The following is a 12,585-nucleotide window of genomic DNA, read 5'->3' as shown; positions in this document are numbered from 1 at the left end:
GGCTTAGGATGTAGACTGCAAGGATCCTTAATTGTAAAGGTTTACTAGAGAATCCTAGTTTGCTTACCCATATGTTGTTACAATAAAGAAGATAAATATATCAATGGAGGTGAAGGTTTTGGAAATAGCATGGATTATCATTATTATTATCGTGGCATACCTTCCTATGTTCTATCGAATTCATAAACGGCTTGACCATTTGGAAAAAGAAGTGAAGAAATTTAATAGCGGGCAAACGGATTATAGAAAGGGACCGAAAGCATAAAGCAAGCAACGAGTGTGGGGCATTATTTAGTCGACGATGTTAGGCGTTTCCTAGCTGATCTTTTCTCCGGATTAATTGGAATACGAGGCATGGCCTGTGCCAACCCATACTCTGGCATGTTGCCATAAACAGATTCATAGTTCCCTTGCTTCACTACATAGGTTTCATGGTAAATACCTACTGCGGGATTGTCGCCAACCTTTTGGTTAAAGTTCTTCCAAGCCTTTAAATGGTTACTCCCCTTCGCATAGGCAAGCAAGTCTTCCGTTGAGCGCCAGTATTGGATCATGACGGTTGTGCGAAGACCGAAGAAACTTTCCATGGACATGAAACCAAGCTCTTCCCTGTTCGAGTATAGTTCTCTAACCATAGGTGGAATAACGTTAAAAATTAGGAGGGAAATTGTGAAAGGCCTGTTGTTGGTTTATGAGCATTCAGTCATAGATATTAGTTTAAAATCAGTTGTTTTTAACAAATTAAAACGGTTAGTTCAATAGAGGATTTGTAATTCGATTTTAATTATTTACGTTTACGGCTGGCCATTATACCCAGAATAGGTAGTACTATAAAAAAACTAATGCAAATTGTTTTACTTGTTCAAAGGTATGACAAAGGTATGAGCATTAATGCTGACGATAATTAAACCAATATAATGAGAAGATATTAGTCTGTAGACCAATATCTTCTTTTTTAGTGCTTTTAAAAATAAGGTGACTAATGGAATCCTAAGATAGACTTTTCAGTTGCTTTAGACAACGAACGTTTGAAAATGATTACACCTAAAAGCAGAGAAATTAGGCCAGGAATGATTAAGTAAAGATAGTCGCTTAAAGAGAATGCCGCTATACTTGATTTATTTACCATAACATCCTGTAAAAGGTTTAATCCCCATACAGGCGGTATGAGTTTAAATAAAGGATTGGCTTCAGCCGGGACGAACATCAAACCAAGAAGTATAAATTGAAATATTTGTAAATAGGTCCCCATCTTTTTGTAAAGTAATACTCCTCCAGCTAAAGCGTATCCTAATCCCCAAAAATTTAAAGATATAAATATAGTTAGAAAGAGAATGGAAAAGAGACTTTGGAAATCAAGAAATGTTTGAGTTACCAACATCATCAATAATAATAATAAAATAATTTGAATTAAATCAATCAGAAGCATAGCAAACGATTTAAATGTGATTACTGAGAGAAAAGAGTATCGTGATAAGTAGAGTTGTTCGATTGTACCAATTCGAGTTTCTTCTTCAATTGAATCTGTAATGTTTTGATATATAGATAAGGCTAAAATCCAGATAGTAAAACTAAGAATGAGGCTTTCCTTTGAGTCATCACCCAAATTAAAGCCAACCACGCCAGAATATCCATAAAATATAAGTAGAAATACGAGAAAAATAGTTATTCCCCCGCCAATTGTATTAGCCAAATACCTTTTAGCTATAATAGCTTCTTTCTTTATGTATGCTTTTAACAACATTAACATCGTTAAACCATCCCCTGTTATTTAATCATTTCTAAAAACAAGTCTTCAAATTTAAGTTGCCCATAATTAAATTCTATTATTTCTCCTCGATCCTTGCATATATTCAATACATCCATAAACTGGGAAAGACTTTCGAAGGAAATATTAATTGTTTCTTTCTCATATTCGTAAGAAAGTTTGTGTTCATTTAGTTCCTTATCGAGTCCACCAAAATCTTTCACCTTAATCGTTCCTGATTTTGTATCAATTATATTCTTAAATTCATCCGTGTCCTTCTCTGTAATTAATTGTCCCTTCTGAATCACCATGATTTTATTACAAACCTTCTCCACAAATCTCATGTCGTGGGAGGTGATGAGCAAGGATTTGTTCATTTTGCTAGGTATTTTTGGAAGTAAAACTTCTAAATCTCTCAAAGTGGAAACATCTAATCCTAATGTCGGCTCGTCTAAAAGAATAATTTGGGAATCCTCAAGTAGAGCTATTAGAATAGATAATTTCTGTTGCATACCTCTAGAGAGGTTTTGAACTAACTCATTTACCTTAGAGATTAAATTAAATTCTTGTAATAATTCTTCAATTTTTTCTCTTTTTGCTTTGTAGTCAGTTCCTTTTAATGTCAAGAGAAATTCAATATTTTCTTTAACTGTTAGTTTCCAATAAAGACTTCTATTCCCTTCCATAATACAGGAGATAATTGGGTTCTTTTTCTTATTAACTTTTCCATTTATGTAAATTTCTCCATTGGTTGGATAAGTTAAAGTCGCTATTAATTTAATGATAGTAGTTTTACCAGCACCATTAGGCCCAAGCAAACCAACAATATCATTTGAATCTATACTAAAGCTCAAGTCATTTATTGCTGTAATGTTTTTATATTTTTTTGTGACATGGTTAAACTTTACAATCTGCTCCATTTTATCTTCATCCTATCTGTTTAACTTTATAACTAGATATACGCTTAGCGTAAGACTCCAGATATCTTTTCCAACCTGTTACTGGCAAGTTGTCAAGTGCGTCAACTGCATTTTTTAAATGTTTTTCTGCTTCACTTATCATATAAGTAACCACCTCATCATCCTCTTCTAATTGAGATTCAGTTGGATGTTTTTGATAAAAATGGTATGAATATATATTAAATCCACCCTCATTAAAGTCTTCTTCATAATCCAGTAAATCATCTAGATACTGTCTGCCGATAGCAAAGTAATCATGCGAAAGATTTAATTTATCAAGGGTTTCTTCTTTTACTGTTTGATCGAATAAACTATACACCTGAAGAGCGGATTTCGCATAAATGTATTTGTTAATACAGTACTCCTTAATAATAGACTCCTTATAAGACTGGCTATAATTAAGTACATACTTTTCGTTGAGCATGCTCACATCATTATGTATTTGATTAATTTCTACAATGTCCATTATGTCTTCATTCTTACCAATTAAGTCTTTCAAAGAATATGCTGCTTCCTGATACAAGCGAACCAATACAACCATTTCATATGGGTTACGAATCTTGTTAGAGTCGTAAATTTGATCTAACAAAAAAAGGCTCAGAAAATGAAAGTGGGAGAATTTAAGTAGATTTTTTATGTGTGCTTCTTCCAACTGAATAACTTCTCTAAAAAATAAAGGGTAGTAAGAATACATACTCAAACCTAAGAAATGTTCACCATCTTTATAAAAACGTCTAAAACGACTACTTGCAAACCTCTCATTTTCTGACATTAGGATATCTGTATACATTTTAAAAGCAGGTGTTGTCATTCCTAGATAAGATTGAATTTTTTCTTGTTCCATAACATAACAAACCTCCAAATATATTTTGAAAAATAGTTATATTCTAATTGTATAAATTTATTAGAATTGTGTCAAATTGGTTGATTTTTGAACGATATTACCTAATAATGTATAAAAAAGGGGGTAAAATAGTACGTGACAAATAGTCCTATAAAACAAATTTTAACTCCACAAGAAAAGAAAAGCGTCTATGAGGTTGACTTGCATAAAAAAATATACCAAATGATGGGCTTGGAAAACGTCGATCTAAGCCATATTAAGCCAGAAACAATCAGACTCAAAAGGAATTTTTGGAATCTTTACATAATGACAATTAAGATTAATAACGTAAAACATAGATTTCTAGTAGATACAGCGTCTCAACTTTCCTTGATCAAGATGAAAAAAAATGTAAACCTTCAGGAGTTACAGTTGGATAAAAGAGTAAAATTGAATGGGTTTGGGAAAGTAACGAACTTATCAAAAGCAGTGCTCGTTGATGACTTTAGTTTTGGAACAAACCAAGCTAAAAATGTTCTTCTATTCATAAAAGAGGAAAATAATATGCTGTTCAACTTGTTACAAATTGATGGAATATTGGGCTGGGATCTATTAAGTAAAATAGATTTTTCGATTCAAGAGGCAGGAAATAAGTTTACAATTTTTGACGAAGAGATGGCAAAAAAGTTTCAAAAAATACCAAGCAGTTACTTGTTTCCCTCAATGATTCCTATTATCTTTGATTCTAATAAAAAGAGAATTGTAGGGATTGATTTGGGCGCAAACAAAACATGGATATCCGAAAAATCTCCTATCTTAGTTGGAAATCCGTTTTTAACAGAAAAAAAAGTATACTCTATTGGTGTAAATGGTATTAATGTGGATAAAAAGGGACTTCTAAAGGAATATGAGCTTAAATTACCAAATATAAAACAAAACTTTAAAAAACTATCGATCTCAAGTACAGAGTTTGTACCAAATACGAATATAGATTTAATGGTTGGTACAGAGATATGTAAAGGAAAAGAAATAGTCTTTTTTAATAGTAGAAATAAATTTGTCATTTATTCAAAATAATGTATTTACAAATTATGGGATAAGTGCTAATGTTCTGTTATATTAGCTTGAAAGGGGGTGAAATAAGATGAAAAATGATGCAAAGCTTGTAGAAGTTGTTGAAGAGTCCAATGTGGAACTTTCCTCTAATCCGCGTATTACAATCTCTTGGTAACATAGGCTTATAATTATTTTTGGCTTATAATACTTAAGAAAAAGGACTGGTACTCAGTCCTTTTTCTAATTCCTATTAAAAAAATTTGGATTAAGGAAGTTTTTATATGAAAGGAAGTTATAGTTTTTAGAAATAAATGCTCTTACTACCTACTAAAAAATGAGAAACATATAATTCTAAGGAATATAAATAGTAAGTTTTATCTGATGACATTGGGCTCTCCACTTTAGAAAAATATCCCAATGCCAAGCAACTAACTTTTATAGCTTTGGTAATACCCCCAAAACTGTCAAAAGTAAGACCACTTCAACATTTTTTCTCTAGCTACTTTTTAATTAATCCTGAACGCCAAGATATCTTTTGGGTATTGGTGTTATGTGTCATTTCGAACTTTGTTTTATTTAAATAAATAAACTAATGCAAGAAGCTACATAAAACTTTTTAAATTTCTGTCGTTTATTTTTACCTTTTAATTGCAATTGCTAATTTCTTTTATTATAAATTTCCAATTACGAGCGTGCTTATATGTATTTTTAATACGAAGGAGGGGCTTTTATGAGTCGAAATAGAAACGATCGAGAAAGAGAAGATAAACAAGACACGTTTGACAGAGCATTTGTAGGAAAGCCTGGTTTTATGATTATCCTTACTTTATTGGTGATTATAGGCAGTATAGTAATTAATTATTTTAAGTAGCATTCCTTTTAAATGAAAGTTATTGCCCCATTGGTTACAGCCGCCCTTTAGAGGGTACAACCTAGTAGAAGAGATTAAAAGGATGTGTACCTATGTCAGAAAACAAACCCGTCGTCGCTGTAGCCGGAGCGAGTGGTTATATTGGACAGAACTTACTTGCCAAGCTACGTGGACGCATGAATATTATTGGGCTTTCTCGAAACGGAGATAAGCGTGAAGATACAGAAGATATCACGTGGCGTTCCTGTGACTTGTTCTCCTTAAAGGATGCGGAAAAAGGACTAGAGGGAGCAGACATTGCAGTATACCTCGTGCATTCCATGATGCCATCAGCTAAGCTTACACAGGGTCATTTTGCGGATATGGATGTGATCCTTGCTGACAACTTCGCTCAGGCTGCAAAGAAGCAAGGCGTTAAGAAAATTATCTATCTTGGTGGCATTGTACCTGAAGGGGTAGAAAAGCTTTCCGCCCATCTGAAAAGTAGATTGGAAGTGGAGCGCATTCTCCGGGCATATGGTACGCCGGTGACTGCTTTACGTGCAGGGCTGATTGTTGGGCCAAAGGGATCTTCCTTTCCAATTCTAGCTAAGTTGGTTAAGCGTCTGCCGATTATGATTCTACCGAAATGGACGCGCACCAAGACACAGCCCATTGCGCTACCGGATGTGCTGAACTCCTTGGACACAACGGTTTCGGAAGAGAAGGCAGTGAATGATTCCTATGATCTTGGTGGTCCTGAGGTTATGACATACCGCCAGATGATGGAGCAAACGGCTGAAGTAATGGGGAAAAAGCGGGTCCTGTATAATGTTCCCTTCTTCTCCTTGTACCTGTCCCGTTTATGGCTACGACTAATCACGCAAACGCCAAAGGAAACGGTGTATCCGCTATTGGCGAGTCTAAAGCATCCCTTAACTGCCAAAAAAGATAAAGCTGGAGTCAGCCATGGAACGATTTCCTTTAAAGAAGCGGCAGCATATTCACTAAGGGAGGAGGAAAATAAGCGCAAGCTATTTCCAAAACCTGAAATCGGACCACTGAAAAGAGATGTGCGCTCCGTACAGCGGATTCCACTACCAGAAGGCTATCGTGCCGATGAGGTGGCAAGGTATTACGTGCAATGGCTGGAACGATTCCTAAATCCATGGGTTCGTACAACGGTTGATGAGGATCTAAATTGCCAGATCGGATGGATTGGTAACAAGAAGCCTCTGCTGGAGCTTGCGTATGCACCTGAACGAAGTACAGAGGATCGCGCACTTTATTATATAAGTGGCGGCTTTCTGTCAGATTCCAGCCGTAATGAACGAGGCCGCATGGAATTTAGAAAAATACCAGAATCGAACGAAGCGATTATAGCTATCCACGATTACCTACCGTCCCTGCCATGGTTTGTCTATCAATACACCCAGGCTCACGCTCATCTATTTATCATGACTTGCTTCCGTCACCATATGAAGCGGCTCAATGAACAGCAAATGAAAGAGCAACTGGCAATATAGTATTTAGGGTATAGAACATATACAAACCAAATAAAGCACATAAATTGCTAATCTATAAAGGGTTAGCTAATTTATGTGCTTTTTCTACTCTATTGAAATAGTTACTTCTTTATCCATTTCTTCACTACTAACATCAAAGGCATAGAGTATTACAAATTGTTCAGATGACAACCAATCTATTTTATAAGCGTCATTAGCAAAGGGTTGATATCCGTCATCCGTTCGGAGAGTTGTAATAAAGGTCATATATAATCCTGATTCAGATAATTTGTAAAGGTGGCCAACCCCTGTTTCGACGACTATATATTTAAATGAATTATCAGGAGAAACAAGTGTCGTGACTTCAGTCTCCCATAAAGGATTAGGGAAAGAATAAAAAATGGATCTTGCTAATAAAACAAACACTCCAGCCAAAACCATAATACTTTTCAAGGAGCGGCTTTTTATTATGAAACAGAGTGATATAACCACATTGACAATTAATATATACTCAATAAGTTTATGACCTATAAAGGGCGGTGGTGTTCCAAATTGAATATAAATCCCAATTTCCCTTAAATAAATCATAAGAGGCAGAAGAACTAAACTCAAACATAGTGAGATCAGAGATCCCCTAAAAATTCTACTTTCATTTGAACGTTTCATTTAACCCACCGTCTCCCCAAATAAATCCTGTGAATTATGTAAGCTGTAATTTTATTATACTTTCTATAGTGAGAAGTAAAAAGGATAATTTAAATGGGCAGTTTGCAATACAGAAAACTCCTTGGATTAAATATAAATGCGTTAAGCAGTCTTATAGATACCCATCATGAAGAATTGAAAACGAAGGCTTGTCACTTAGGACAGCCTCCGTTTTCATTACACGACTATTTATTCTTCGCTTTTTCTTTCTCTAGTTCTTTCGTCAATTTTTCTCCCTCAATATCCAAATTAGGTAAGATTTTATCTAACCATTTTGGTAACCACCAAACTTTGTCACCAAATATAGACATAACTGCCGGTACGAAGATCATTCTGATTAAGAATGCATCAATTAAAATACCAAAGGCGAGGGCGAACCCTATTTGTTTAATCATAATATCATCTGTGAAAATAAAGCCTGAGAATACAGAAACCATGATTAACGCTGCCGCAACGACAACTCTACTTGCAATGGTATAGCCGTTCACTACAGCTTTATTACCTTTATTTCCGTGGATATAAGCTTCCCGCATGGAAGATACAAGGAATACTTGATAATCCATCGCTAGACCATATAAGATACCTGTTACCATAATCGGGATAAAACTTAGGAGCGGTCCGCCTGTATCAATTCCGAATAAAGAACCTACCCCGAACCAGTTCCATTGGAAGACGGCTGTTGTAACACCGAATGTAGCCATAATACTTAATAAGAAACCAGCTGTTGCTTTGATTGGTACAATAACCGATCTGAATACAACGAGCAAGATAACTAAGGATAACAGAACGATAATACCAATATAAATTGGAAATACATCAGATAGGTTCTGTGAAATATCAATATTGATCGCTGTGAGTCCCGTTACGCCAATTTCCAGATTTGTATTTTCGGCCACAGAATCGTTATTTCTTAAATACTCTACTAAATCATGGGTTTCTTCATCTGTAGGGCCAGCAGTTGGGGTAATGCTCACAATCCCTATCGTTCCGTCGTCATTAAACCCACCTGGTGATACCTCTACTGTACTATCAAGTTCATTAATATTGGAAAGCAACTGTAGATACTCTTGTGTATCAATTGCATTGCCATCCTTATCTTCTGCTACAAGTAACAAGGTGCCATTATAGCCCTCTCCAAAGCTTTCTGAAACAATGTCATAGCTTTGTCGTTCGGCTGTATCTTTATTCGCACTTGCACCTGAAGGCATTCCTAGGTTCATATCAGCAACTGGAATTGTTAGCGTTCCTAAAATCACAATGATAAGTGCAACGATAGGCCATCTAAGCTTGATAATTCCATTAATCCATTTGTTCGCAAAGGTCGGCTTGTCCTTGTCTTTCGCATTATGTTTCTTTCTCGCTTTAGCGGAAACAATTCTCTCTCCAACTAATCCTAAAATGGCTGGCAATAATGTGAGTGCTACAAGCACATCGATAAATACTGTCAGTGAAGCGACAAGGGCCATACTGCTTAAAAAGGAAATCCCAATAACTAATAATCCGCATAGCGCGATGATTACAGTTAAGCCTGCAAAGAATACGGCACTTCCTGCTGTTCCTACCGCACGTGGGGCAGCTTCCTTAGCTGGCAGGTTTTCTTCAAACATTATCTTCCTTTGTCTATTCACAATAAATAACGCATAATCAATTCCTACTGCTAACCCAACCATTAAAGCAAGTACTGGTGTAAGACTGTTCATTTCAAACAGACTAGACATGGCAAAAGTACCGCCGACTCCAACCCCTACTCCAACAAAGGCAACGATTAATGGCAATCCTGCTGCTATAAGGGAACCTAATGTCACCACAAGGACAATCCCAGCAACAATCAGACCAATAATTTCATGCGTACCTCCAATTGGAATATCCGTGCTTTGAAGCGTACCAGTTGAAAGGGCATTAATCGATGTATCCTCTTCTACGTTATTTGCTAGATCCTTTAATTGATCTAATTGATCAGCAGAAAGGTCCTCCGCTTTTTCTGTCATTTGGAATGAGAAAAGCGCGATGTTCCCTTCTTCCGAGATCTTCACTCCTGGTATAGGCGTCTCATTCACGACGAATGGTCTATAAGAGGTTTCACTCTCTTGCATTTGCCCAAGCTGACTTTGTAGCTCTTGCAGCTGAGCCATGTCTTCACTATCTCCTACTATATCAAGTGGATTGACGACAAAGTCTAACTCATAAATACTGTTAATCACGCTTGCAAGTGACGCTACATTCGCTTGAGCATCAACTTGTTCTCCTTCAGGGGATTCAAATATAAAGCTTCCTTGCCCACCTGAGGCGACTGGGAAGTCTTCTGCTAGCTGGTCAAGAACCTCCTGTGCTTCTGTCCCATCGATTCTTGTCTCACTGGTCATGCTCACGCCATTTGATACAATTGCTGCGATAATAATTCCTAAAATGATTACCCAGCTGGCAATAAATGCCCACGGCTTGTTATATGCTGTCTTACCAATTCTGTAAAATAACTTCGACATTCTTTAAACTCCTACTCGTTTATATTTATTTAAAGCCTTCTCTTAATTTTGAGAAGACGATTTCCATGTATTCCTGAAACTCATTATTAGGTTGGTCTTGTGCTGTGTCACCAACTGGTAAATGAACATTCATGCTTCCATCAAGGACAGGCATTAGAGCGCCAAATACTGCACCAATTAATAGATGGTAATACTCTTCAGAATAAGCATCACCAAATCCTTCCTTAATGCCAAGTCGAGCAAAGTCCTGCGTTTCCTTTAAGACACCCGTCACATACAACTTTAAAGTTGGATGATCTCTAGATAAAGAAATCAACTCATGCAATCTTTTTAACTTATCAATCGTAAAACTACGCTTAATGTACATTTCGATAGTGCTTAATGGTGTAAGTCCTTCTAAGGAATGGGCCTCATCATGTTCACGAAAATCATTCATGGTGAGAGCACTCGCGATGGCTTCTTCCTTACAGGAAAAATGATTCGCGAAAGTTCTCCTTGAATAGCCTGCTTTTGTCACAATATCCTCTACCACAAAAGTTTCCAAGCCACGTTCCATCGCTAGTTCAAAAGCTGCTTCAGCAAGGGCCCTTTTGGTGGCGTTCTTCTTTTTTATCCTGAGACTCTCTTCAGACATTTTTTCACCCCGATTCGTTCAACTAAAAATCAGTGGGGAAGGAAGAAAACCCACACTGATTGAAGTTTCACTTTATGTAGTCCACATTTAGTTATAACACAAAAATTGCACAAAGGGCAATATTTCCCTTTGTGCAATTAAATTTATTTTATATTATGTAATGAGAAAACATCTATATCTAACATATAAAGCATTAAGATAGTCCTTTTGAGAACCCATTTACGAGAGCTTTGGAATTAAGTTTATGGGAAATGTATGGGTGAATTGGTTTGGTGTGTCTTATATGCTATTTGTCTTGTACACGTTGGTTGTTGCTCTATTCTTATTTAAAAATAGTATTTTGTTTAAACAACGGCTTAAGTCGATCTTATTTTGGCTTGCTTTTGTAGCAGCCAATTATGTTGTGTTTATCCCTTTTGTGAAAGGTGAAAATCCATTCTGACTTGTGATGAAAATAAAAAGAAGCTATCACCTTAAGCACCATACAGCTTGTGGTGTAGCTCTTTATGTTTTATAATTTTCATTTCCTAGTCTCAAATCTTCAAGCTATTTCCGTTTTAGGAGTTTTATTTTTTTAATGAATCATTTGTTTCCTTTAGCTCTTCTACTTTTTTTCTTTTTCTTGTTTGGTACAACAAACTCCACGAACAGATCTATAATAAAATCAAACATTTATAGTCAGCCTCCATAAGTCTAAATAAGATAGTTTCAAACTTTTTTTATAAACCCTCAAGTACTTATGACCAACACGAATCTCAGACATCTAAAGAACAGCGGCCCTCCAGAGGTGTCGCTGTTCTCAAAGGTAGACTATCTAATATCCAACCCCAACATAGACGCAAAGTAAATTGCCTGATGCTGGGAAACGATGCAATCTTTCAAATCCTCCACCTTAACCACGAGGGATTCGAAGTGAGATGTACTAATATCAATTCCTTTTAACTTGGTGCTGTCAAAGCTAACTCCATTTAAATCACAATAAGAATATAACGTTTGTTTCAGTTTGCAATTGAAGAAGTCAGCACTCTGCAGGTTTGATTCGGTAAACTGGGTTTTTTCAAATTTGGAATCACCGAAATTGCACATGGATAGCAAGCAATTGTCAAAAGTCACATTGCCAAATCGTCCCTCGACAAACTGCACACCTAAAAGCTTACAGTTCTTGAACGTAACGCGATGAATGCTTGCTGTGCTTAAATTTGCATTGGAAAAGTCACAATTCTCAAAGTGCACGTCCGTCATATCGATATTCTCAAAAGATGTATTGTGAAACGTCGAATGCTTAATCACCATGCCATTTAAATGGACACGATCCAGTACCTCGTTATCAAAAAAAGAGCCTTCAATTTCCATATTACTTAGATGCGGATCTTCCTCAAATAAAATATCTTGAAAATTCCCCTTCGGCAGTGCTTCTAATATGTTCGGTTTAGTTAATTTCATATGTTCCACCTTCAATTTTAAAGTAGTAGTAAAAAACGGTGCATGTCATTTCTACCGATATTATACCATTTCAATAAAAAACACTGCCTATAAAAAGTTTTTTTCAAAGAGATGCCCCCAAAGCGTCTCTTTTTTCGATTATAGAAGTGAGTAGGAAAAATAGAAGGATTATAGCATAGGGAGGAGGGAGCATGATGAACCGAACGACATTATGTGTAAGAGAAGTTGCTGCGTATCTTGGCATACATAGAGACATGGTGTACTTATTGGTGAAGCGAAACAAAATACCACATTTGGTCATTCTTAATACAATCATATTCACTAAGGAATCGCTGGACGTTTGGGCTGGGGATAGCGGATGTAATGGTGCATGAGCGTCC

The 12,585-nt window shown here is 36.2% G+C and carries 14 protein-coding genes; 6 read left to right on the top strand and 8 right to left on the bottom strand.

Annotated elements, in window-relative coordinates:
• Nucleotides 1-118 precede the first annotated feature (118 nt).
• Nucleotides 119-265, top strand: a complete 147-nt coding sequence (locus BN988_RS18990) for a hypothetical protein (protein ID WP_155988323.1) — start codon at nt 119-121, stop codon at nt 263-265.
• Between the two features lie 22 nt (nt 266-287).
• Here BN988_RS18990 and BN988_RS15975 read toward each other — a convergent pair whose 3' ends face one another.
• From BN988_RS15975 to BN988_RS15960, 4 genes are all read right to left on the bottom strand, one after another.
• Nucleotides 288-635, bottom strand: a complete 348-nt coding sequence (locus tag BN988_RS15975) for a DUF4188 domain-containing protein (RefSeq protein ID WP_081779484.1) — start codon at nt 633-635, stop codon at nt 288-290.
• Between the two features lie 344 nt (nt 636-979).
• The gene (locus BN988_RS15970) at nt 980-1,750 is read right to left on the bottom strand and encodes an ABC transporter permease (protein WP_036578024.1); all 771 of its coding nucleotides are present in this window, start codon (nt 1,748-1,750) and stop codon (nt 980-982) included.
• Between the two features lie 17 nt (nt 1,751-1,767).
• The gene (locus BN988_RS15965; RefSeq protein WP_051558045.1) at nt 1,768-2,667 is read right to left on the bottom strand and encodes an ABC transporter ATP-binding protein; all 900 of its coding nucleotides are present in this window, start codon (nt 2,665-2,667) and stop codon (nt 1,768-1,770) included.
• A 7-nt stretch (nt 2,668-2,674) separates the two neighbouring features.
• Nucleotides 2,675-3,550, bottom strand: a complete 876-nt coding sequence (locus tag BN988_RS15960) for a hypothetical protein (RefSeq protein WP_036578021.1) — start codon at nt 3,548-3,550, stop codon at nt 2,675-2,677.
• Between the two features lie 135 nt (nt 3,551-3,685).
• Between BN988_RS15960 and BN988_RS15955 the strand changes: the two genes are divergently transcribed.
• From BN988_RS15955 to BN988_RS15950, 3 genes are all read left to right on the top strand, one after another.
• On the top strand, nt 3,686-4,606 hold the full coding sequence (locus BN988_RS15955) for a retropepsin-like aspartic protease (RefSeq protein WP_036578019.1): 921 nt from the start codon (nt 3,686-3,688) through the stop codon (nt 4,604-4,606).
• Nucleotides 4,607-5,315: 709 nt separating this feature from the next.
• Nucleotides 5,316-5,456 (top strand): hypothetical protein, encoded by a 141-nt coding sequence (locus BN988_RS18985; RefSeq protein ID WP_155988321.1) that lies wholly within the window; start codon nt 5,316-5,318, stop codon nt 5,454-5,456.
• A 92-nt stretch (nt 5,457-5,548) separates the two neighbouring features.
• Entirely contained in the window at nt 5,549-6,961 is a 1,413-nt protein-coding gene (locus BN988_RS15950) for an NAD(P)H-binding protein (protein ID WP_036578017.1), read from the top strand.
• Between the two features lie 84 nt (nt 6,962-7,045).
• On the opposite strand, the gene BN988_RS15945 is transcribed toward BN988_RS15950, so the two are convergent.
• The 3 genes from BN988_RS15945 to BN988_RS15935 form a co-directional block, all read right to left on the bottom strand.
• Nucleotides 7,046-7,606, bottom strand: a complete 561-nt coding sequence (locus tag BN988_RS15945; RefSeq protein WP_036578015.1) for a hypothetical protein — start codon at nt 7,604-7,606, stop codon at nt 7,046-7,048.
• 224 nt (nt 7,607-7,830) lie between these two features.
• Nucleotides 7,831-10,128, bottom strand: a complete 2,298-nt coding sequence (locus tag BN988_RS15940; RefSeq protein ID WP_036578013.1) for an MMPL family transporter — start codon at nt 10,126-10,128, stop codon at nt 7,831-7,833.
• A gap of 25 nt (nt 10,129-10,153) precedes the next feature.
• Nucleotides 10,154-10,762 (bottom strand): TetR/AcrR family transcriptional regulator, encoded by a 609-nt coding sequence (locus tag BN988_RS15935; RefSeq protein WP_036578012.1) that lies wholly within the window; start codon nt 10,760-10,762, stop codon nt 10,154-10,156.
• A gap of 244 nt (nt 10,763-11,006) precedes the next feature.
• On the opposite strand from BN988_RS15935, the gene BN988_RS18980 reads away from it, so the two are divergent.
• Complete coding sequence (locus tag BN988_RS18980) at nt 11,007-11,204, top strand: hypothetical protein (protein ID WP_147629735.1); 198 nt, start codon at nt 11,007-11,009, stop codon at nt 11,202-11,204.
• 368 nt (nt 11,205-11,572) lie between these two features.
• Here the strand turns inward: BN988_RS18980 and BN988_RS15925 are convergent, their stop codons facing one another.
• Nucleotides 11,573-12,205, bottom strand: a complete 633-nt coding sequence (locus BN988_RS15925; protein ID WP_036578011.1) for a pentapeptide repeat-containing protein — start codon at nt 12,203-12,205, stop codon at nt 11,573-11,575.
• Nucleotides 12,206-12,399: 194 nt separating this feature from the next.
• Between BN988_RS15925 and BN988_RS15920 the strand changes: the two genes are divergently transcribed.
• Nucleotides 12,400-12,579, top strand: coding sequence for a helix-turn-helix domain-containing protein (locus tag BN988_RS15920; protein WP_036578010.1), 180 nt, complete (start codon nt 12,400-12,402; stop codon nt 12,577-12,579).
• The last annotated feature ends 6 nt before the right edge of the window (nt 12,580-12,585 follow it).

This window comes from Oceanobacillus picturae, from assembly GCF_000612865.1.
GTDB classification, from domain to species: domain Bacteria; phylum Bacillota; class Bacilli; order Bacillales; family Amphibacillaceae; genus Oceanobacillus_B; species Oceanobacillus_B jordanicus.
Note: the sequence above shows the minus strand (reverse complement) of the source record. Positions and strands in the feature narration are given on the sequence as shown.

What these genes read in the sequence shown, in the direction of transcription:
- BN988_RS15975 (WP_081779484.1), bottom strand. Translation starts at nt 635, where the DNA reads ATGGTTAGAGAACTATACTCGAACAGGGAAGAGCTTGGTTTCATGTCC.
- BN988_RS15945 (WP_036578015.1), bottom strand. Translation starts at nt 7,606, where the DNA reads ATGAAACGTTCAAATGAAAGTAGAATTTTTAGGGGATCTCTGATCTCA.
- BN988_RS15970 (WP_036578024.1), bottom strand. Translation starts at nt 1,750, where the DNA reads ATGTTAATGTTGTTAAAAGCATACATAAAGAAAGAAGCTATTATAGCT.
- BN988_RS15950 (WP_036578017.1), top strand. Translation starts at nt 5,549, where the DNA reads ATGTCAGAAAACAAACCCGTCGTCGCTGTAGCCGGAGCGAGTGGTTAT.
- BN988_RS18980 (WP_147629735.1), top strand. Translation starts at nt 11,007, where the DNA reads ATGGGAAATGTATGGGTGAATTGGTTTGGTGTGTCTTATATGCTATTT.
- BN988_RS15925 (WP_036578011.1), bottom strand. Translation starts at nt 12,205, where the DNA reads ATGAAATTAACTAAACCGAACATATTAGAAGCACTGCCGAAGGGGAAT.
- BN988_RS15960 (WP_036578021.1), bottom strand. Translation starts at nt 3,550, where the DNA reads ATGGAACAAGAAAAAATTCAATCTTATCTAGGAATGACAACACCTGCT.
- BN988_RS15935 (WP_036578012.1), bottom strand. Translation starts at nt 10,762, where the DNA reads ATGTCTGAAGAGAGTCTCAGGATAAAAAAGAAGAACGCCACCAAAAGG.
- BN988_RS15965 (WP_051558045.1), bottom strand. Translation starts at nt 2,667, where the DNA reads ATGGAGCAGATTGTAAAGTTTAACCATGTCACAAAAAAATATAAAAAC.
- BN988_RS15920 (WP_036578010.1), top strand. Translation starts at nt 12,400, where the DNA reads ATGAACCGAACGACATTATGTGTAAGAGAAGTTGCTGCGTATCTTGGC.
- BN988_RS18985 (WP_155988321.1), top strand. Translation starts at nt 5,316, where the DNA reads ATGAGTCGAAATAGAAACGATCGAGAAAGAGAAGATAAACAAGACACG.
- BN988_RS15940 (WP_036578013.1), bottom strand. Translation starts at nt 10,128, where the DNA reads ATGTCGAAGTTATTTTACAGAATTGGTAAGACAGCATATAACAAGCCG.